At 72.8% G+C, this 20,640-nt stretch carries 19 protein-coding genes; 6 read left to right on the top strand and 13 right to left on the bottom strand.

Annotated elements, in window-relative coordinates:
- Positions 1-28: 28 nt before the first annotated feature.
- The 9 genes from GTQ99_RS01485 to hisD form a co-directional block, all read right to left on the bottom strand.
- Positions 29-622 (bottom strand): SseB family protein, encoded by a 594-nt coding sequence (locus tag GTQ99_RS01485; RefSeq protein WP_276611887.1) that lies wholly within the window; start codon positions 620-622, stop codon positions 29-31.
- Positions 623-840: 218 nt separating this feature from the next.
- A complete protein-coding gene (gene priA / locus GTQ99_RS01480) occupies positions 841-1,599 on the bottom strand; it encodes a bifunctional 1-(5-phosphoribosyl)-5-((5-phosphoribosylamino)methylideneamino)imidazole-4-carboxamide isomerase/phosphoribosylanthranilate isomerase PriA (RefSeq protein ID WP_166613973.1) in 759 nt (252 codons plus the stop codon).
- Between the two features lie 55 nt (positions 1,600-1,654).
- Positions 1,655-2,299, bottom strand: coding sequence for an imidazole glycerol phosphate synthase subunit HisH (gene hisH / locus GTQ99_RS01475; RefSeq protein WP_166613972.1), 645 nt, complete (start codon positions 2,297-2,299; stop codon positions 1,655-1,657).
- Complete coding sequence (hisB, locus tag GTQ99_RS01470; RefSeq protein ID WP_166613971.1) at positions 2,296-2,895, bottom strand: imidazoleglycerol-phosphate dehydratase HisB; 600 nt, start codon at positions 2,893-2,895, stop codon at positions 2,296-2,298. Before hisB ends, hisH begins: the two co-directional genes overlap by 4 nt.
- Positions 2,892-4,040 (bottom strand): histidinol-phosphate transaminase, encoded by a 1,149-nt coding sequence (locus tag GTQ99_RS01465; RefSeq protein WP_338074645.1) that lies wholly within the window; start codon positions 4,038-4,040, stop codon positions 2,892-2,894. The genes hisB and GTQ99_RS01465 overlap by 4 nt, the downstream gene beginning before the upstream one ends.
- Before the next feature lie 113 nt (positions 4,041-4,153).
- Positions 4,154-5,155, bottom strand: coding sequence for a Gfo/Idh/MocA family oxidoreductase (locus GTQ99_RS01460; protein WP_166613970.1), 1,002 nt, complete (start codon positions 5,153-5,155; stop codon positions 4,154-4,156).
- The gene (locus GTQ99_RS01455; protein ID WP_166613969.1) at positions 5,152-6,144 is read right to left on the bottom strand and encodes a Gfo/Idh/MocA family protein; all 993 of its coding nucleotides are present in this window, start codon (positions 6,142-6,144) and stop codon (positions 5,152-5,154) included. The genes GTQ99_RS01460 and GTQ99_RS01455 overlap by 4 nt, the downstream gene beginning before the upstream one ends.
- 171 nt (positions 6,145-6,315) lie before the next feature.
- Positions 6,316-6,903: a hypothetical protein gene (locus tag GTQ99_RS01450; RefSeq protein WP_166613968.1), complete on the bottom strand. Its 588-nt coding sequence runs from the start codon at positions 6,901-6,903 to the stop codon at positions 6,316-6,318.
- Positions 6,900-8,177, bottom strand: a complete 1,278-nt coding sequence (hisD, locus tag GTQ99_RS01445) for a histidinol dehydrogenase (protein WP_166613976.1) — start codon at positions 8,175-8,177, stop codon at positions 6,900-6,902. Before hisD ends, GTQ99_RS01450 begins: the two co-directional genes overlap by 4 nt.
- Before the next feature lie 132 nt (positions 8,178-8,309).
- Between hisD and GTQ99_RS01440 the strand changes: the two genes are divergently transcribed.
- Together GTQ99_RS01440 and ybaK are read left to right on the top strand one after the other, a co-directional pair.
- Positions 8,310-8,996 carry an LON peptidase substrate-binding domain-containing protein gene (locus GTQ99_RS01440; protein ID WP_166613967.1) on the top strand — a complete coding sequence of 229 codons (687 nt, stop codon included), beginning with the start codon at positions 8,310-8,312 and terminating at the stop codon, positions 8,994-8,996.
- A 28-nt stretch (positions 8,997-9,024) separates the two neighbouring features.
- Positions 9,025-9,534 carry a Cys-tRNA(Pro) deacylase gene (gene ybaK / locus GTQ99_RS01435; protein ID WP_166613966.1) on the top strand — a complete coding sequence of 170 codons (510 nt, stop codon included), beginning with the start codon at positions 9,025-9,027 and terminating at the stop codon, positions 9,532-9,534.
- A 114-nt stretch (positions 9,535-9,648) separates the two neighbouring features.
- Here ybaK and GTQ99_RS01430 read toward each other — a convergent pair whose 3' ends face one another.
- From GTQ99_RS01430 to GTQ99_RS01420, 3 genes are all read right to left on the bottom strand, one after another.
- Entirely contained in the window at positions 9,649-10,113 is a 465-nt protein-coding gene (locus GTQ99_RS01430) for a hypothetical protein (protein WP_166613965.1), read from the bottom strand.
- 49 nt (positions 10,114-10,162) lie between these two features.
- A complete protein-coding gene (locus tag GTQ99_RS01425) occupies positions 10,163-11,176 on the bottom strand; it encodes a glycosyltransferase family 2 protein (RefSeq protein ID WP_166613964.1) in 1,014 nt (337 codons plus the stop codon).
- A gap of 1,110 nt (positions 11,177-12,286) precedes the next feature.
- Entirely contained in the window at positions 12,287-14,896 is a 2,610-nt protein-coding gene (locus GTQ99_RS01420; RefSeq protein WP_166613963.1) for an alpha/beta fold hydrolase, read from the bottom strand.
- Positions 14,897-15,652: 756 nt separating this feature from the next.
- On the opposite strand from GTQ99_RS01420, the gene GTQ99_RS01415 reads away from it, so the two are divergent.
- The 3 genes from GTQ99_RS01415 to GTQ99_RS01405 are packed head-to-tail and all read left to right on the top strand — an operon-like array spanning position 15,653 to position 19,167.
- Positions 15,653-16,864, top strand: a complete 1,212-nt coding sequence (locus GTQ99_RS01415) for a glycosyltransferase (protein WP_166613962.1) — start codon at positions 15,653-15,655, stop codon at positions 16,862-16,864.
- Between the two features lie 55 nt (positions 16,865-16,919).
- Complete coding sequence (locus GTQ99_RS01410) at positions 16,920-17,960, top strand: glycosyltransferase (RefSeq protein WP_205706589.1); 1,041 nt, start codon at positions 16,920-16,922, stop codon at positions 17,958-17,960.
- On the top strand, positions 17,953-19,167 hold the full coding sequence (locus GTQ99_RS01405; RefSeq protein ID WP_166613961.1) for a glycosyltransferase family 2 protein: 1,215 nt from the start codon (positions 17,953-17,955) through the stop codon (positions 19,165-19,167). The genes GTQ99_RS01410 and GTQ99_RS01405 overlap by 8 nt, the downstream gene beginning before the upstream one ends.
- 143 nt (positions 19,168-19,310) lie before the next feature.
- On the opposite strand, the gene GTQ99_RS01400 is transcribed toward GTQ99_RS01405, so the two are convergent.
- A complete protein-coding gene (locus GTQ99_RS01400) occupies positions 19,311-20,156 on the bottom strand; it encodes a family 16 glycosylhydrolase (protein ID WP_166613960.1) in 846 nt (281 codons plus the stop codon).
- Between the two features lie 19 nt (positions 20,157-20,175).
- Here GTQ99_RS01400 and GTQ99_RS26525 point away from each other — a divergent pair, with 19 nt between their 5' ends.
- Entirely contained in the window at positions 20,176-20,451 is a 276-nt protein-coding gene (locus tag GTQ99_RS26525; RefSeq protein WP_166613953.1) for a hypothetical protein, read from the top strand.
- Positions 20,452-20,640 lie beyond the last annotated feature (189 nt).

Genomic DNA, 20,640 nt, shown 5'->3' with positions numbered 1-20,640 from the left:
CCCCGCGACGGGGAGGGCGGGCACCCGCTCAGGCCGGCAGGACCCGGAACTCCAGCGACTCCGCGCGCTCGGCGACCGGCCCGTCGGCCAGCCGCTCTCCGACGGTCCGCAGCACCTCGTCCAGCCGCGCGCGCTCCAGGCCGGGGACGATGCCGAGCACGACGCGCAGCTCGGCGCCCTCCCCCGGCTCGCAGCGCACCCCGCGCACGACCTCGAGGCCCTCGACGGCCTCCCCGGCGGCGGCGGCCACCACGGGGTCCAGGGCCGCCGGCACCCACTGCGCGCCGCGGGCCAGGGCCCAGGAGGCGCTGCGGCGCACCACGAAGCGGACCGGCCCCGCGGGGTCCAGCACGAGCGCGTCGCACTCCTCCTGCACCCCCGACAGCGCGGCCTGCTCCGCGGGCACCGGGACCGGGCGCGCGTCGGGGCGCCAGGCGACGAGCGCGGCGAGGTCGGTGAACAGCGGCAGCGCGCGCCGGCCGTCGGGCTGGGTGAGCAGGGCCAGCGCCATGTCGGCGCTCTTGTCGCCGCCGTCGGCGGCCACCTCGCCGAGCTCGGCCACGACGGGCGCGAACACCCGGGTGCCGGCCAGCGCGGCCACGACGTCCGCCTCGGCGCGCAGGCGGGCGGTGCCCGCAGCGCCTCCTGGGCGCTGGCCCCCGGCGCTCAGCGCCCGCCAGGCGGCGAGGGCCTGCGCGAGCGCCGGGGAGCGGCCGCCGTCGTCGGCGGCGAAGGCGTTGGGCTGCAGCGTGCGCCCGGCCCAGGGGACGCCGGCGGAGTCGGTGCGGTGCGGGTCGCCGGGCCCGCGGTGGGGGGGCTGCTCGTCCTGGCCCGGGCCGCTCAGGGCCGGCCCGCCACGTCGAGCGCCTCGGGCAGGGTGAAGCTGCCCGCGTACAGCGCCTTGCCGACGATGGCGCCCTCGACGCCGGCGTCGACGAGCTCGCGCAGTGCGCGCAGGTCGTCGAGGCTGGAGACGCCCCCGGAGGCGACGACGGGCGCGCTGGTGCGCGCGCAGACCTCGCGCAGCAGCTCGGTGTTCGGGCCCTTCAGCGTGCCGTCCTTGGTGACGTCGGTGACGACGTAGCGCGCGCAGCCGTCGGCGTCCAGGCGCGCGAGCACCTCCCACAGGTCACCGCCCTCGCGGGTCCACCCGCGGGCGGCCAGCGTGGTGCCGCGCACGTCGAGGCCGACGGCGATGCGGTCGCCGTGGCGGGCGATGGCCGAGCGGGTCCACTCCGGGTCCTCCAGGGCGGCGGTGCCGAGGTTCACCCGGCGGCAGCCGGTGGCCAGCGCGGCCTCCAGGGAGGCGTCGTCGCGGATGCCCCCGGACAGCTCCACGGCCACGTCGAGGCGGCCGACGACCTCGGCCAGCAGCTCGCGGTTGGACCCGCGCCCGAAGGCGGCGTCGAGGTCGACGAGGTGGACCCACTCCGCCCCCGCCTCCTGCCAGGCCAGGGCCGCCTCCAGCGGTGCGCCGTAGAAGGTCTCGCTGCCGGCCTCGCCCTGCACGAGCCGGACGGCCTGGCCGTCGGCGACGTCGACGGCGGGCAGCAGCTGCAGCCGCGTCGCGGCGGCGGGAGAGGTGTTCTCGCTGGTCACGGGGGGCGAGTCTACGAGGACCGGCCGCTCCTCCGGACCGCCGGCGGGGGGCGGGTCAGTCCAGGGAGCCCACCCAGTTGCGCAGCAGCTGCGCCCCGGCGTCCCCGGACTTCTCCGGGTGGAACTGCGTGGCCGACAGCGCGCCGTTCTCGACGGCCGCCACGAACCGGGCGCCGTGCTCGGCCCAGGTCACCTGCGGAGGGGCGATGCGGCCGCCGGTGGTGTCGACGAGCTCGAAGCGCTGCACGCCGTAGGAGTGCACGAAGTAGAACAGCTCCTCCTCGACGCCGGCGAACAGCCGGGAGCCGGCGGGCACCTCCACGGGCGTCCAGCCGGTGTGCGGGACGACGTCGGCGGGCAGCCGCTCGACGGTGCCGGGCCACTCCCCCAGCCCCTCCTGCACGCCCTCACCGGGTTCGGTGGACCTCTCGAACATCACCTGCATGCCCACGCAGATGCCCAGCACCGGGCGGCCGCCGGCCAGGCGGCGGTCGACGATGGAGGCGCCGCCGATCTCCTGCAGGCCGGCGTTGACGGCGGCGAACGCGCCGACGCCGGGCACCAGCAGCCCGTCGGCCTCCAGGGCCGCCCGGCGGTCGCTGGTCAGCTCGACGTCGGCGCCGACGCGCTCGAGGGCGCGCACGGCCGAGCGGACGTTGCCGAAGCCGTAGTCGAGGACGACCACGCGGCGGGCGCTCACAGGGCGCCCTTCGTCGAGGGGATCCCCTGCACGCGCGGGTCGGGCTCGACGGCGTAGCGCAGCGCGCGGGCGAGCGCCTTGAACTGGGCCTCCACGACGTGGTGCGGGTCGCGGCCGGCGAGGACCCGCACGTGCAGGGCGATCTGGGCGTGGAAGGCGAAGCTCTCCAGGACGTGCCGGGTCAGCGAGCCGGTGAAGTGGCCGCCGATGAGGTGGTGCTCCTGGCCGGCGGGCTCGCCGGAGTGCACGCAGTAGGGGCGGCCCGAGACGTCGACGACCACGTGGGCGAGGGCCTCGTCGAGCGGGACCGTCGCGTCGGCGAAGCGGCGGATGCCGGCCTTGTCCCCCAGGGCCTGGCGGAAGGCCTGGCCGAGCACGATCGCGGTGTCCTCCACGGTGTGGTGGACGTCGATGTGGGTGTCGCCCTTCGCCTGGACGGTGAGGTCCACCAGGGAGTGCTTGCCCAGCGCCGTGAGCATGTGGTCGTAGAAGGGCACGCTGGTGTCGATCCGCGTGCGCCCGGTCCCGTCGAGGTCGAGCTCGACGAGGACGCTGGACTCGCTGGTGCTGCGCTCGATGCGCGCCGTGCGGCTCACTGCTGTCCCACCACTTCCCGGAGTGCGGTCCTGAACTGCTGCATCTCGTCGGCCGTGCCGATGCTCACCCGCAGCCACCCCTGCGGGCCGGTCTCGCGGATGAGGACGCCCCGCTCGAGCAGGCCCGCCCAGACGGCGTGCCGGTCGGCGAAGCGGCCGAAGAGGACGAAGTTCGCGTCGGAGTCGGCGACGTCGAAGCCCTGCGCGCGCAGCCAGGCCACCGTCTCGTCGCGGCGCTCGCGCAGCTCGGCCACCGTCGACAGCAGCGTCGCGGAGTGCCGCAGCGCAGCCCGGGCGACGGCCTGGGTGACGGCCGACAGGTGGTAGGGCAGGCGGACGATCCGCAGCGCGTCCACGAAGGCCTCCGAGGAGGCGAGGTAGCCGACGCGGGCACCGGCCAGCGAGAACGCCTTGCTCATGGTGCGGCTCACCGCGAGGTTGCCGTGGTGCGGCAGCAGCTCCAGCGCGCTGGGCACCCCGGCGCGGCGGAACTCCCCGTAGGCCTCGTCGACGACCACGACGGCGCCCTGCGGCAGCCGGGAGCACTCGTCGAGGACGGCCTCGATCGTCGACAGCGGCAGCGCCGTGCCCGTGGGGTTGTTCGGGCTGGCCAGCAGCACCACCGAGGGGCGGTGCTCGCGGACCATCGCGCGGGCGTGCTCGGCGTCGACCGCGAAGGCGTCCGTGCGCTGGCCCGCCACCCAGGTGGTCAGGGTGTCGCGCGCGTACTCGGGGTACATCGAGTACGTCGGGGCGAAGCTCAGGGCGCGCCGGCCCGGGCCGCCGAAGGCCTGCAGCACGTGCAGCATGACCTCGTTGGAGCCGTTGGCGGCCCACACCTGCTGCGGGCTCAGCTGCGCGCCCGACTCGGTGCGCAGGAAGGCGGCGAGGTCGGCGCGCAGGTCCAGGAACTCGCGGTCGGGGTAGCGGTTGAGGCCGGTGGTGGCCTCGGCGACGGCGGCGGCGACGTCGGCGACGATCCCGGGGGCGACGGGGTACGGGTTCTCGTTGACGTTGAGCACGACGGGCACGTGCAGCTGCGGCGCGCCGTAGGGGTGCTCGCCGCGCAGGTCCTCGCGCAGGGGCAGGTCGGCCAGGGTGGTCCCGGCGGCCCTCGTGCTGGTGCGGTCGGTCGCGGCGCTCACGCGCGCCAGTGTCCCAGACGCCGCGCCCCGGCCCGCACCTCCGTCCCGCCCCCTCCGCCGCGGCCCCGCGCGTGGTGCCGGGCGGGGCCGCGGCGGAGGGGGCGGGCGGGGCGTCAGAGCCGGAGGACCTTCGCGATCGTGCCGGTGCGGGCGCCCTCGTAGGCGGCGAGCAGGACGCCGAGGACGGCGATGCCCTCGGCCTCGGTGTGGAGCGGGCGGGTCCCGGTGCGCAGGCAGTCGGCGAAGGCGCCGATCTCGTCGACGAAGGCGTCGGTCTCGGGGAAGGTGAAGGTCTCCTCCTGCCCCGAGCGCAGCCGGTAGGTGAGGGAGTCCGCCGTGCCGGTGAGCGAGCCGAGCTCGCCGACGACGGAGAACTTCTCGGTGCCCGGCGCGGCGTCGTAGGCCCAGCTGGTGGCCACCTGCCCGACGACGCCGTTCTCGAAGCGGACGAGCACCTGGGCGGAGTCCTCGCCCTCCATGAACGTCAGGCGGTGCGTGGAGAGCATCGCCGTCGCCTCGACGGGCTGCGCGTCGGCCAGGTGCAGCAGCAGGTAGGTGGGGTGGTAGCCGGTGTCGATGAGCTCGCCGCCGCCGCTGGTCCTCGCCGAGGCGCGCCAGCCCATGGTCGCGGGGTCGAAGTCGTTGTGGAAGCTGTCGGTGGTGCGGACCTCGTAGACGGTGCCGAGGACCCCCGAGCCGAGGAGCTCCCTGGCCTTGGCGACGGAGGGGAAGAACAGCTGGTTGTGCGCGCACATGAGGGTGACGCCGCCGCCGCGCACGGCGTCGGCGACCCGCCGGGCCTCCTCGGCCGTCAGGCACAGCGGCTTCTCGCACAGCACGTGCTTGCCGGCCTCGGCGGCCGCGACGATGGCGTCGGCGTGCAGGTGGTGCGGCAGGCAGACGTCGACCGCGTCGACGTCCGCCGTGGCGATCATCTCGCGGTAGTCGGTGAACGGCTGCGCGCCCAGCTCCGCGGCGCGGCCCGAGGCGGCGTCGGCGTCGATGTCCGCGACCGCGGTCACGGTGATCTTCCCGGCGTGCGCGAGGTAGCCGCGCACGTGGGCGCGGGTGATCCCGCCGCCGCCGACCAGCCCGACCTTGACGACGTCGCTCACCGGGCACCTCCTTCCTGCGCGGCCGCGTTGGACCGCTCGACCAGACGGGTGAGCTCGACGGCGCGGTGCAGGTTCTCGGTGGCCCGCGTGCCGTCGGCGGCGTGGGCGACCCACTGCGCGAACGGGTCCGGGGCGTCGTCGGGGACGGCGAGGTCCTCGACGGCGCCGCCGGGGCGGCGCAGCTGCAGGCGCGCCCCGTCCTGGCTGTAGTGGACGCTGCCCTCGGTGCCGCGGACCTCGATCGTGAAGGCGTCGTCGCTGACGAAGCCCGCCTCGACGACGCCGATGCGGCCGTCCTCGTAGCCGAGGGTGACGACGGCGTGGTCCTCGACCGCGCGGCCGGTGACGTGCCCGTAGACGGCCCGCACGGTGCGCGGGTCCTCGCCCAGGAAGAGCTGGGTGAGGTAGAGGGGGTGGCAGCCGAGGTCGGTGAGCGCGCCGCCGACGGCCGGGCCGGGGTCGAAGAAGCGCTCGGGCAGCCAGCCGCCCGGCCGGCCGTCGCCGCGGCCGTGGACGGCGCCGTCGTGGGACAGGCGCACCCGGGCGTGGGTGAGGCGCCCCAGCCCGCCGGCGGCGATCGTCTCGCGCACCGCCAGGGCGTACCCGTGCGACAGGCGCGGCAGGGAGACCACGAGGGCGAGCCCGGCGTCGGCGGCCTGCGCCACCAGGGCCTCGCACTCGGCGACGGTGGGGGCCAGCAGCTTCTCGGTGAAGACGTGCTTGCCGGCCGCCAGCGCGCGGCCGATGACGTCGGCGTGGGCGGTGGTCTCGGTGGTGACGGTGACCGCGTCGACGTCCTCGCGCGCCAGCAGGGCGTCGAGGTCGTCGGCGGGCTCGACGCCGAGCTCCTGCGCCAGCGGGTGGCCGAGGGCGGTGTCGCGGTCCCACACCGCGACCAGTGCGGTGCCGGGGTGCTCGCTCGCCGAGCGGGCGTAGTCGCGCGCGTGCACGTGCCAGCAGCCGAGCACGGCCACGTCGAGGTGGGGCACGAGGGGTTTCCTCCGGACGCTTCGTCGAGTCGTGGGGTCGTGCACCGGCGACGCTAGAGCAGGCCGGGCCCTCGACGGAAGATCGGCGCGCCCATCTCCTGGGAACGTTCGCAGAGCGGAGCGCACGGCGCCCGCACCGGGGCGGGCGGCCGCCCACCCCGCGCGCCCGCGTCAGCGCGGGGCGGGTCCCGGCTCCTCGCCGCCGCTCTGGCCGCCGCTCTCGCGCGGCTGGCCGCGCCTGCCCTCGTCCTTGCCGCGCAGCAGCTTCCAGAAGGCGCCCACGCGGCTGCCCTCCCCGCCGGTGGCCGCACCGGCCGCCTGCGCGGGGTCCAGCCGGCCCAGCACCAGCTGCTGCACGACGTCCGGCCACACCGACAGCAGCAGACCCGGCCTGGGGTCGGTGCCGCGCTCGCCGGCGGACCACGTCTGACCCTCGATGGAGTCCTCGCCGACGGTCAGCAGCACCAGCTCGGCGCCCTGCACCAGCCGCGACAGCGTCTGCACGTCCTGCTCCCCGGTGCCCGGGTCCTCGGTGACCAGGACGCAGCCCAGGCCGCGCACCGGCACGACGTGGGCGTGCACCTGCGCCAGCGTGCAGACCTCGGCCAGGCGGCGGGCGTCGGCGACCGGGACGACGACCACCGAGCGCACCGGCGGCTTCGGCCCGAACGACTTGGCGAACTCCGCGTCGAAGTCGAAGGAGGAATCCTCGGGCAGGTCGGGCAGGTCGGGCAGGTCGGGCCCGTCCGGCCCGCTCACGAGGAGAACCTCGCCGTGACGGCCTGGCCGTGGGCCGGCAGGTCCTCCGACTCCGCCAGCGCCACCACGTGGGCGGCGACCTCGCGCAGCGCGGGCTCGTCGTAGTCGACGACGTGCACGCCGCGCAGGAAGGTCTGCACGCTCAGGCCGCCCGAGTGCGAGGCGGTGCCGCCGGTGGGCAGCACGTGGTTGGAGCCGGCGCAGTAGTCGCCCAGCGACACCGGCGCGTGCGCCCCCACGAAGACCGCGCCGGCGTTGCGCACCCGGGCGGCCACCGCGCGCGCGTCGGCGGTCTGCACCTCCAGGTGCTCGGCGGCGTAGGCGTCCACCACCGCGAGGCCGGTGTCGACGTCGTCGACGAGGACGGTGGCCGACTGGCGCCCCCGCAGCGCCTCCTCGATGCGCCCGGCGTGCTTGGCGGCGGGCACCCGCCGGGCCAGCTCCGCGTCGACCGCGTCCGCGAGCGCCGGGGAGTCGGTGACGAGGACGGCCGCGGCCATCGGGTCGTGCTCGGCCTGGCTGACCAGGTCGGCGGCCACGTGCACCGGGTCCGCGGTGCCGTCGGCGAGGACGGCGATCTCGGTGGGACCGGCCTCGGAGTCGATGCCGACCACGCCCTGCACGTAGCGCTTGGCGGAGGCGACGTAGATGTTGCCGGGGCCGGTGACGACGTCCACGGGCCGCACGACGACCTCCCCGTCGGCGTCGCGGGCGCCGTAGGCGAACATCGCGACGGCCTGCGCCCCGCCGACCGTGTAGACCTCCTCCACGCCCAGCAGCGCGCACGCGGCGAGGATCGTCGGGTGCGCCGAGCCGCCGAACTCCTTCTGCGCCGGCGTCGTCACCGCGATCGAGGCCACCCCGGCGGCCTGGGCGGGCACGACGTTCATGACGACGCTGGAGGGGTAGACGGCCCGCCCGCCCGGCACGTAGAGGCCGACGCGGCCCACCGGCACCCAGCGCTCGGTGACGGTGCCGCCCTCGGCCACGCGCGTCGTGGTGTCCGCGCGGCGCTGGTCGGCGTGCACCAGGCGGGCGCGGCGGACGGCCTCCTCCAGCGCGGCCCGCACCTGCGGGTCCAGGCCGTCGAGGGCGGCGCGCAGCGCCTCGCGCGGCACCCGCACGTCGGCGATCCGCACGCCGTCCAGGCGCTCGGTGAGCTCCAGCAGCGCCGGGACCCCCCGCGCGCGCACGTCCTCGCAGATCGGGGCGACGGTGGCCATGGCCGCCGCGACGTCGACGTCGGCGCGGGGCACCACGGCCCGCAGGGCCATCGCGTCCAGGGTCTGCCCCCGCAGGTCGATGCGGCGCAGGTGGGGAGTCGTCACGGTCGGCCAGTCTACGAGCGGGTGGCGGCGCAGGTGGCGGCGCGGCCGGTGGGGCCGCGACGTCACTAGGGTGGCGGCGTGCCGCAACGCCTCCCGCTGTTCCCCCTCGGCAGCGTCCTGTTCCCCGGGCTCGTCCTGCCGCTGCACGTCTTCGAGCCGCGCTACCGCCTGCTCGTGCAGGACCTCGTCGCCGAGGCCGCCGCGGAGGACGAGGAGACCGTCAAGGGCTTCGGCGTGGTGGCGATCAGGGCCGGGCACGAGGTCGGCGAGGGCAACGTGCAGGCGCTGCACGAGATCGGCTGCGTGGCGCTGCTGCGCGAGGTGAGCGAGACCGACGACGGCCAGTACGAGATCGTCACCGTCGGGGCGGGCCGCTTCCGCGTCGTCGGCATCGACGAGGCGGCCGGGACGCCCTACCTCACCGCGCTCGTGGAGCCCTTCGGCGACGACGACAGCGAGGACGAGGACGAGGACGGGGGGCTGCGACTGCTGGCATCGGCCGTGACCCGCCGCTTCGAGGAGTACCGCGAGGTCCTGGACATCGGCGGCGCCGCGGCGCCCGAGGACCCCCGGGTCGTCTCCTACCTCGTGGCCGCCGCGATGGTGCTCACCGTCGGCCAGCGCCAGCTGCTGCTGGAGGCGCCGGACACCCGCTCCCGGCTGCTCGCCGAGCGGGACCTGCTGCGCGAGGAGATCGCGCTCGTCACCACCTTCGGCGCGGTGCCCGCCACCGAGCTGCCGGTGCTGCCGGCCGACCCCAACTGACCCGGCAGCAGCGGACCCCGGGAGCGTCGTGGCGAAGAAGAAGGCCGCCGAGGCCGGTACCCCTGCGCTGCGGCTGCTCGCCGAGCGTGGCGCGGCCCACGTCGTGCACCCCTACGAGCACGACGCGGCGGAGGGCTCCTACGGCGAGGAGGCCGTGCGCGCCCTGCGGATTGCGGGTGTCGACGTGAGCGCCGAGCAGCTGTTCAAGACGCTGCTGGCCGACGTCGACGGCTCCCTCGTCGTCGCGGTGGTGCCCGTGGCTGCGATGCTCGACCTCAAGGCGCTCGCCGCGGCCGTCGGCGGCAAGAAGGCGGCGATGGCCGACCCGGCGCGCGCCCAGCGCAGCAGCGGCTACGTCGTCGGGGGCATCAGCCCGCTGGGGCAGCGCACGGCGCTGCCGACGGTGGTGGACGCCTCCGCCTCGGCGTGGGCGACGGTGTTCGTCAGCGCCGGCAAGCGGGGCCTGCAGGTGGAGCTGGCGCCGGCGGACCTGCTCGCCGCCACCGGCGGGACGCTCGCCGCGATCGCCCGCACGTGAGGCCTGGCTCCCGGGAGGGTTCGGACCGTTCCGCGCGCCGGAGCACCGGCCGCCGCGGTGCTCGCGCTGATCACGTGCGAGGGCCCATCCTCGGACGTCGATCCCTGCTCACGGTCAGCGGCTCAAGTCCAGTACCGCCCGCACCAGGCTGATGCTGGCGACGACGGCCGCGACGGCGAACGCCTGCACGAGCAGGACTGCCCAGGCCAGCAGCGTGACGTGCGCGGGGTCGTCCGTGGGGGTGGGGGGCAGCGAACTACCCAAACCGGCGGCCAGCAGGGCACCGGCCAGAGCCCCCACCAGCGCAGCCACGAAGGTGACCAGTGGTCGCGGACCAGGACGCACCGCCACCAGCAGGCCCGCGGCGAGACCGAGGAGCCCGGTGAGCACGGCGAACACGCCGTCGCGTGCGATCGGGTACATGCTGGTGGAGGTGACGACGGGCTCGCCGACCAGCCAGTCCCCCGGCCGGCGGGTTAGAGCCCACCACACGAACCCGACCACGACCCCCACCAGCGCCTGCCCGAAGAGCAGAACGGGCCATGTGAGCTGTCGCTGGTGCGGGTCGCGCTGAGTCACGGGGACACGCTAGCCGCCGGATCCGTGACGGCTCATGCATCGCGAGGCGTCAGGAGTGGACGGCCGTCCGCTCGGGCGTTTCGACGGCGGTGAGGTCGATCACGGTACGCGCCGGCGGGAGGTCGCTCCTGGTCGGCACCACCGCCGACGGCTCGCCCAGGAGGACGTCGGCCGCGGGCACGATCGCGTCCTCGGCAAGGGCCGTGGCATCGAAGACGGCATCCAGGTCGATCACGTCGGCGACTTCCACGGTCAGCTGCTCACCGACCTGGTGCGGCATGCGCACCGCCGCGCGCACCGGCTTGCGCCAGCGCTCCACCGCAAGTGCGAGCAGCACTCGGAAACCGTCACGGAAAGTGTTGAGGTTTGACTCTCCGTGAAGCCGAGGATGCTCGAAGCTGGGCACTTCGGTGATCATCAGCTTGGCCTTGGCAATCCGAGCGTTGATCAGAGTCTCGATCTCGAAGCCGTCACCCCAACGCTTGACGTCCTTGCTCTCCCCTGAGGGATCCAGCTCCAGGACTTGCAGGCACGACGCCCAGAAGGCGTTGTAACCGTAGCAGAGATCGGTGTAGCGGGTACCGAAGAGCACGTTGGCCACGGCGTTCAAGCCCCAGTTGCCGGCCTTGCGCAGGCGGGTGATGTCGTTGCTGCCACCGCCAGCGACGAAGCGCGATCCCTTGGCGAAGTGCGCTCCGTCGGTCAGGGCCGAGACGTAGCGCTCGATCTCCCCCGGGTGGGCGGAGCCGTCCGCATCGAGCATCACGATGATGTCGCCGGTGACCGCGGCGAAGCCGCAGGCCATGGCATTGCCCTTGCCGCGGCGGTTCTGCAGCACAATCCGCACGTCGGGACGCAACGCCTCCGCCGTCTCGATCGTGCCGTCGGTGCTGCGCCCGTCCACCACGATCACCTCGTAGAGGTCGTCAGGCAGCAGGGCGAAGACGTGCGGCAGGTTGGCGGCCTCGTTGTACGTCGGGATGACGACACTGACCCGCGGCGCCCCCACGGCGCGGGTCTCGGCGATACTGCCGGTGGTATCGATCACGTGGCGCTCGGACATGGCTCTCCCCCACAAATCACTCCGGATGACGAGGGGCCCGGTTTCGCCTCTGACTCCCCGCCGGGCCGTGGCGACCAAGGACGCCCAACGGATCACTGCCCACCCACACCATTCCTCGACCGAGCTGCGTAGGCCTACGCTGCCGAAGTCGCGGAACTGAGCGTGAGCTTAAAGGTTCATGCGGTGAGGTCAATACTCCAAGCACACCAAACACGCACAACAGCCAGAAATGACTCATCGTGACTAGTCAGCAGGTGCCCAGGGGGCCAGGACCCCCCCTCCAACAGCACGACCACCCGCTCGAGCCACTCGCCACCTCGTCGTCCGGGCGACTCCGCGGACCAGCTCAGGCGCGCCTCGACCGATGTGAGCGACCGCCTGGTCCCGAAGGCGCGACGTGGTCCGCGAGCAGCTCGCGCGGAGCCGTCCCCACGGCTGTACGCGCCCCGACCGCGGATCGCTGCGGAGAGGCCAGCACCGTTCCCCGCGGACGACGACAGCTTCACCGGAACGGTGGAGCAGAACCGAGTCGAGGCGCTGGCCACGCTCGGCGAACAGGACCGCGGCCTTAGGCCGCCCGCTGCTCGCGCGGGGATGAGCTAGGCGGCCGCATGGCAGCGCCCCGGTCAGCCGAGGAGCGGAGAACCGACGGGCGACATCTCGACGACGCCGCCATCACGGAGGCCACCCGCCAGCCGCGATCGCACGCAGCGCTGACCGGCGTGGTGCAGGCCAGTGATGGCGGACACTGCGCCCCGCACCGCCGATGACATTGCACATGGACCACACTGCACGCAACGCCCAATTGCGTAACCGCACACCAACAATATGTAACGAAATGCCAAGTCGAGGTTTCCACCTCGGAGAACTCGCCAGCGCAGCGGAGACCGCGGGCACGCACCCGCGTGAACGGCCGGATACGGGACGTGAGCACGAGGGCACAGCACGAAAGCGGCCGAACCTCGCCGGAACAGAACGGCGTCGTCGACGCGGCGTCGCCTGCCCACGCACGACGGCGGTGGTCGCGGGTCACCGACACGACCGGCGGCGACCGCAGGGTCCGGATGGAAGCACCGGCGCCGGCCGGAGGTCCAGGTGAGGCGGCGCCCGTCAGAGCGCCACCTCGCCCAACTTCCGCTCCAGCAGATTGGCCAACTCGCTGACGAAGGGCTCCCTCAGCAGGGAGTTGTGATCGCAAGAGAACTGATGGAAGTCCTGGGACCCGACGAGGATCGGCTTCCAGGCCGTGGGACCATCCGGGTTGCCATTCGCGAGCACGGCGACGACCCGCCCCGCGTACGGCTGCATCCGGTGCCGGCGCGCCACGACCTGACTCTGGTTGAAGAACACCTCGGCCTGCCGGGTCATCCCGAAGCGCACGACACCGGCGAGCGGGATGCGCAACCGCTCGGGCACCTGGCGCAGCGGGGGAAGCCCCTCGGGCAGCAGTCGCCGCGCCGGGACGGACAAGACTCGCCGCGCTGCTCCTGCGGCGACCAGCAGGGGATGAGCGGTCCTCTCGGGGGCGGACACCTCGCGGGGGCGCATCGCCAACGGCAGGTAGGTGTCGAGGAGGGCGAGGAGGGCGACCTCCTCGCCCGCCGCCCGCAGCTGGTGCGCCACCTCCAGCGCGAGCAGGCCCCCGAAGGAGTGCCCTACCAGGATGTAAGGACCGCGAGGCTGGAGCACCCGCATCACCTGCAGGTGCCGGCGGGCAGCTCGATGCACGCTCCAGTCCGGCACCGCCCTGCCTTCCAGGCCCTTTGCCTGGAAGGCGTGCACAGGGCGGTCCTGCAGGTGGCGCGCCAGCGGGAGGAACGACATGCCCAGGGCACCGGCTCCGGCGAAGCAGAAGAGGGCCTTCTTGGCTCCGGCGCTCCGCAGGGTCACCGCTGTGGGGTGGGTGGGCAGCGCGGCCGCGCCGGACACCACGCGACGGGTGAACTCGGCGAGCGTGGGTGCTTGCAGGAGGTCGCCGGAGACGAGGGAGACGTTGAACCGCTCCTCGGTCAGCGTGAGCATCTCCTCGACCGCCAGGGAATCGCCGCCGAGCTGCATGAAGTCGTCGTCGGCGCCGATGGGGTCCAGGCCGAGGACGAGGGACCACAGATCGGCGACGGCGGCTTCCTCCCGAGTCGCCGGGGGACGCGAGCATGAGCGCACCGCCGCCGGCGGGAGCGCGTCGCGGTCGACCTTGCCACGCTCCGAGCGGGGCAGCAAGGGCAGCTGGACGATGGCGGAGGGGACCATGTACTCAGGGAGCGCGGCGCGCAATCGGCGGCGAATCGTCGCGGGCGACTCCGACAACATCCCGGGGTTGGGTGACACGTACGCCACCAGCCGCGTGGTGCTCGGTGGGTCGACGACCGGAACCACGACAGCCTCCGTGATCGCCGGGCTCGACAGCAGGGCGGCCTGGACCTCGGCCGGTTCGACGAGGTAACCGCGCACCTTCACGGCGTCGTCCATGCGGCCCAGCAGGTGGAGGTTGCCGTCCACGTCGAGCCTTCCCAGGTCCCCGGTGCGGTAGGACCGCCGCCCGTCGGCCTCCTCCCCGAACCGCGCGGACGTCCTCTCCTGATCTTCCCAGTACCCCGCGGAGAGGTGGCGGGACACGACCACCACCTCAGCGGGCTCTCCCACGTCGGCGGCGCTGCCGTCGGGACGCAGGACGCGGACCTCCTTGTCGGCCTCCGGGAGCCCCGCCGGTAGGGCTCCGGCGGGGACGGGATCCCCACCGCGGACCGCGAAGGACGCCAGGCTCCCGATCTCGGACGATCCCGACCAGTTGAAGAAGGACGCGTGCGCGGGCAGGTGCGGTCGCACCGCGAGGACGTCCTTCCCGAAGACGGCTTCGCCCGCCGTGGTCACGAGGCGGACCGAGGACAGCACCTGCTGCGGATGAAGGGCGTCGACGATGGACCGGAGCAGGTGGGGGGTGCAGTGCAGCGTGGTCAGGCGCTGCTCCTCCACCCAGGCGATCAAGTCGCGGACACCTCGCCGGCGGGGGTCGTAGGCCCAGACACCGGCTCCGTTGCACAAGGCGACAGCCACCACGAGCAACCCCGCCGTGAACGCCAGGGGAAGCACGAGCGCCACCCTGTCACCGGACGCGATGCCGAAGCGCTCCCGAGCCGCAGCAGCGCTGCTGAGCATCAGGTCATGGGTGAGCACCACTCCCTTGGGGTGGCCGGTGGAGCCCGAGGTGAACACGATGACCGCGCCGTCGCTCCCGCGTCCCCCGGGGACGTCCAGCGGCTGGTCCGGAGATTCCGGGTCGACTCCCGCCAGGATCTCCTCTACGTCGAGGACCGCAGCCCCGCGCGAGCCGATGAGGTGCGCGGTCGCGATGTGCGTCGCGTCGGTGAGGCACACCGAGAGGTCGACCCGGGCGGCGATCTGCTGCAGCCGCGCCACCGGCAGCTGTGGATCGAGCGGTACGACGAGGCGGCCTGTCTTCAGCACCCCGATCAAGGCGACCAGACCCTCCGCGCTCTGCTCCACCAGAAGTCCCACAGGTCCTGCGACGCCCTCCGCGGCGGTGAGGACAGCGCGGGCCACCCGGTCGGACCCCCGGTCGGCCTCGGAGAACGTCACGGACTTCCCCGGTGAGCTGAAGGCCGGCCGGTCGGGGGACGCTCGGACGACGCTCGCCCAGCGGTGAAGCACCGAGTCCTCCCGCAGCGGACAGGTGGACTCGCGCATCGACGTGGTGGTCATGGGGTCGGGGACTCCTCACTCAGGTCAGCCGGGGCAGGCGCCGTGGGCTGCGCGTCGAACAAGAGGCTGTAGCACCGGGTCGGCAAGCAGGAGAGGATGCGACGGCGGGGCCGGACCTTCCCGGCCGCACCGCGGACCGCAGCGACGACGTGAGCCACCGCAGTCCGTGGACCACCCCGATTCGCTGTGCTCGAGCACGTGGAGCGTCGTCACCAAGATCATGAGGGAGCATAGGGCAGACACAGGCGGAAGGGAGGGGGATCCCTGCGATCTCGATCTGCACTTCTTCGGTGGCACCAGGCGGAAATCACCTTGGGTCAAGATTCTGCTCCAGAGAGTCACAAATTATGGATGCCGATCCCACGCAGACCCGCGCACCACCCGGGCGTCGCGAAACGCACCCCCGCCCGACACCCGACCGCGTCGGCCCGCACCACCGGCACGGCCAGGCTGCTGGTGCGGGCCGTTCCTGCACCGTTCCCGAACAAGGACGAGCAGACCGTGGGGACGACGCTACTGTCGTGGCAGAGCAGGGGACGCGACGCACGACCACGGGGGAGCGAGCTGCACGTGAGCGACGACACGGACTCGGGCGGGGCAGCGGCGACCCTGGTGGCCACCGCCCAGTGCCCTGCAAGGGACAGGCCCGGTGCGGTGCGGGCGGTCGTAGACGCCGTCCGCCAGGGCTTGATGAGCGCCCCGGCCCCCGCCCACTACGGGCACACGTGGGTCCTGCTCCGCGTCGGGCTCCGCCCGGTGGGCGTCGTGGAGTTCGACCTTCCCCTGGACGAGGCGGTCGTCGAGCGGCGCTTGAACGATATGGACCACGACCTCCTGGCGGCCGACCCCCCGGCCGCACGGGTCGACCTGCCGTCGATCTCCGTGGTGGTGCCGACGGTGGTCCAGCGGGTTCCCGAACTGGAGCGCTGCCTCGCGAGCCTCACGACGACAGACCACCCGCGCTACGAGGTGATCCTCGTCGACAACCGCCCCGAGCGCCCGACGCTCGACCCCTTGACGGGTCTGGTGGCGCGCTTCCCCTCCGTCCACGTCGTCCACGAGCCGCGGCCGGGCATCTCCGCCGCTCGCAACGCGGGTCTGCTGGCGGCTTCGGGCGAGGTGGTGGCGTTCACCGACGACGACGTCCAGGTCGACAGGCATTGGCTGCAGGCCCTCGGTCGGCGGTTCGCGACGCACCCGGATGAGGTCGTCGTGACGGGACTGGTGGTCCCTTCGGAGCTCGAAACGCCCGCTCAGCTGCAGTACGAGGCCCACTACGGCGGCTTCGGCGGGCGGCGGACGTTCACGCCGGTCCACGTCGAGCGCGCTCCGGGGCGCGGACGCGGACAGGTGGTAGCCCGAGGGCTCGACGGCGAGATGCTGCAGGTGTTCGCCGTGTACGGCATCGGTACCTACGGAGCAGGCGCGAACATGGCGTTCAGGAGGCACGCCCTGGTCGCAAGCGGGGGGTTCGACCCGGCTCTGGGCACGGGAACGCCGGCGAGAGGTGGGGAGGACCTGGCCGCGATGATCTCCGCACTGTGGTCCGGAGGAGCACTCGGCTACGAGCCGGCGGCACTCGTGCACCACCGCCACCGCCGCGACGAGGCAGGGCTGAGACGGCAGATGCTGGCCAGCGGCATCGGGTTCACCGCCATGCTGGCATCACTCGTGGTCCACGACCACCACCACCTGAGGACCCTCCTCACCCTCGGCCCGGCGGCTCTGCGCACCATGGCGCGGCAGACCGTTTCCCGGATGGCGCAGGACCGATCGGCGGCGACCCCAGGCCCGCAGCCCTCGGCCAGGCGCACGCCGGCACCTCGGTCCCTCGTCGCGCTCGAGCTGAGCGGCATGCCTTTGGGAGCCTTCGCGTACGTGCGCAGCCGCGCGGCGTTGGCCCGATCCTCGAGCGACGGACGTGCAGCGCGTCGCAGTCTCCTGAACCCGTCCCCGTCGAGGAGTTGATCCAGTGGTCGACCCAGCCCGGTCCATTCCAGGCCCCCTGACCCGGAAGGGGCTCGTGAGCCGTTCCACCCGCGGATCCGGGCACGTCGAGGTGGCGAAGCAGGGTCCGACGCCTCCACCGCTCGCCGACACCGCCGCGGTGGTCATCTGCGCCTACACGGAGGAACGCTGGTCAGACCTGATCGCCGGGTACGAAGCGCTGTGGCGCCAGACGCGCGAACCCGACGAGGTGGTGATCGTCGTGGACCACAACACCGCCCTGCTGAGCCGGGCCCGAGACGTGCTGGAGCGGGCCACGGTCATCACCAACACCGGGGACCGCGGACTCTCGGGCGCCCGGAACACCGGCATCGCCGCCTGCCGGAGCGACGTCGTCCTCTTCCTGGACGACGACGCCCGTCCGGACGAGCAATGGGTGGAGCGCAGTTGCGCACCGATGCAGGACTCCACAGTCGTCGGTGTGAGCGGCTGGGCCAGCGCTGACTGGGACGCCCCCGGGCGACCCTCGTGGTTCCCCGAGGCGTTCTTGTGGGTCGTGGGTTGCAGCTACGAGGGCCTGCCTCATCAGCGGGCTGAGGTCCGGAACCCCATCGGCTGCACCATGGGTTTTCGTCGGCACGCGCTGTTGGCTGCCCAGGGCTTCACCAGCGGGATCGGGCGTGTCGGGAAGCACCCCGTGGGGTGCGAGGAGACGGAGCTGTCGATCAGGATCCGCTCGCAGGAAGCGGGGTCGAGGATCATCCACGAACCCTCGGCCGTGGTGCACCACCGGGTGACGGCTGCTCGCCGAACGCTGGCCTACTTCGTCCGCCGCTGCTTCTGGGAGGGCTACTCCAAGGCAGTCGTGGCCTCCACCGTGGGGACCCAGGACGCGCTCGAGTCCGAGCGCGTCTACGCCACTCGCACTCTGCCTGTCGCGGTGCTGCGTGGCCTGACGTCGCTCCTGCGCCGAGGCGACACCGCCGCTGCGCGGCAGTCCGCTGCCGTGGTCCTGGGACTGGGGACCACTGCGTTCGGGTACGCGTACGGCCGCGCACGCGGGCTGCGCCCGCCGCCCCGAGGCGCCGTCGTGACGGTGGGCCACAGCGTTGGCTGACGTCCTGGAACTGCCCGTGTGGTGCGGGGAGGTCGAGCTCGACCCTCGACCCTCGACCCTGCCCGAACCGCCGGCGCGGCACTTCTCGCAGCGCCTGCTCCTGAAGCTCCGCGGAGAGCCGCTGGGCTACGCCACCGCCCCGGTAGGCAGCCCGCTGAAGCTCGAGGAAGCCGTCGCCCAGCTCGGGGCACCGGCTCGCGACCGAGTACGGCATGCTTGGGCGGACGACGGGGACCACCGACCAGATCCCGTCCCCGCCACGCTGCGGATCAGCGTCGCTGTTTGCACCCGCGAACGCCCCGAGTCCCTGGAGCGCTGCCTGCAGCACCTGCGGCGGTTGAACTACCCGAACACCGAACTGCTGGTGGTGGACAATGCACCGACGTCCGGGCGGACGCGTGCACTGGTGGCGTCCGTGCAGCGGGAGGACGAGCGGGTGCGTTACGTCCACGAACCCCGACCAGGGCTCTCGCGCGCACGCAACCGAGCGATGCACTCCGCCAGTGGTCACGTCATCGCCTACACGGACGACGACGTGCGGGTCGACGAGCGGTGGCTGGAAGGCGTGGCTCTCGGGTTCCAACGACGGAAGGACGTCGCCTGCGTAACCGGCCTCGTGGCGACCGCCGGGATCGAGACGGCGGTCGAGGCGTACTTCGACGCACGGGTTTCCTGGGCGCACGTGCGTCCTCCGCGACTGTTCAACCTGACGGATCACCGCGACGACAGCTCCATGTACCCCTACGCCGCTGGCCTCTTCGGCACGGGCGCCAACTTCGCCTTTCGAACCTCCGTCCTGCGTGAACTCGGCGGGTTCGACGAAGCGCTGGGTGCGGGCGCGTGCACTCGTGGAGGCGAGGACCTGGATGCGTTCGTGCGCGTCCTCGCTGCAGGGCACTCGATCGCCCATGAACCGTCGGCCATCGTCTGGCACCACCATCGCGCCGAGTTGAAGGAGTTGCAGCAGCAGATGTTCAGCTACGGCACCGGGCTCAGCGCCTTCTACGTCAAGCACCTAGTGAATCCGGGGACCAGGCGACAGCTGATGCGCGTCCTGCCCCAGGGTCTCGCTCGACTCGCGGCCGTGCCATCCGCGTCTGACTCCGCCGCCGGCCCGGCGTCTCTGCACCGGAACCTGGTGCTGCGCGAACTGGCCGGGATGGCGGCAGGACCGTTCCTGTACGCCCGTGCTCGCCGCACCGCCTGACGGGTCCGCACCGGAGACGCTGGAGCGCTGCGGGGGTGGCTCCCGGCCGGTTGCCGGGAGCCACCCCCGCGGCGCTCCTCAAGAGATCGTGATTGTCTGCGTGGACCGGTACGGCGTCCGCGGTCCTTGCTCCTGCGGTCGGTTCAGGAGGCCTTGGGACTCCACGCGCGCACGTGGTCGATCTTCATCTGCTCGGTCGACGAGGGGTTGGCGCCTGCGTACATCGAGAGGTTGAGGATGACGAACTGCGGCAAGGCGTCTTGGCTCGTGACGCTCGCCGCCGGGTACGCGACGCCATCCACGTAGGGAACCAGCCGGTTGTCGAGAGTCCGGTGAAGGCCGTAGGTGTGCCAGGAGTTGCGGTAGTCCACACCCGCAGCGCCGTACGTGCGGGGCCCGAGCTGCTGGTGGTTGCTCGACGTACCCCAGTGGTAGTTGAACTTGGGCTGGCTCTGCTTCGCGGTGTCGAAGAACTCGAAGATGTCGATCTCCGGCGGCCACTGACCGGACGGCACGGTCCAGAACGCCGGCCACAGACCGTCGCTCTTCGGGATCCAGATGCGGGCCTCGATGTAGTCACCGCGCTTGAGGGTGAACTTGCCTTCCGAGGACAGCATTCCCGACGTGTGGGTGTACGACTTGCCCCATGCGGTGCTCGCCTCCCGCTTGGTGGTGAGAACGGCAGCACCGTTGGAGACGGTGACGTTCTTGGCGGAGAACGACGCGCCTTCGGAGGCGTTGAAGGGCTGGTCGTACGGGTCACCCCAGCTGAACCGCTGCGGGAGCCACTTGCTGGTGTCGACGGCCGTACCGTTGAACTCGTCGCTGAAGCTGAGGGACCAGCCCGACGCGGCACCGACCGGCGGCACAACCGCTGCCGTGGGGGTGGTGGAGGTGCTCTGGGCGCTGACCGAGAAGGACTTCACGCTGCCGATGTTCTGCCACTGACCGGCGATGCGCGCGCAGGCGAAGTAGGTGTAGCTACCCACCGACAAGCTCCGACTCGCGGTGATCTTCGTTCCGGCCGTCGTCAACCGGATGTTCTGCTTCGCGGGGAAGTCGACGTTGCGGCCGCTGGAATCACGCGCGCAGATGCCGGCGTACTCCGCGGTCGTGTCCGTCGAGGCCTTGATGGTCGTGCTCGCCGTGGCCGTGCTCCCGCTGACGGTGACCGAACTGGTGGCACTGAACGTGGTCGCCGCCGAGGCGGGGGTGGCACCGCCGGCGAGGATGCCGCCGGCGCACAGCAAGGAGAGCGCGGTCTTCCAAGGGGTTCGCATGTAAGGGAGCTCCTGAGTCGTGACCAGAACCGGGTCTGTGCTGACCCACGAGCTCTCGACCCCGGTCCCGCACCCCTTGAGCGAACGGACTAGATGTGACCAGCGTCACTCCAAAAACATGTAACACTTCACTCTGAGTTGTGGTAATTGCCAAGCACACCACTCGAACGGGCCATTGAGAACTACGGAGCGT

The organism is Kineococcus vitellinus, from assembly GCF_009906315.1.
Taxonomy (GTDB): domain Bacteria; phylum Actinomycetota; class Actinomycetes; order Actinomycetales; family Kineococcaceae; genus Kineococcus; species Kineococcus vitellinus.
Note: the sequence above shows the minus strand (reverse complement) of the source record. Positions and strands in the feature narration are given on the sequence as shown.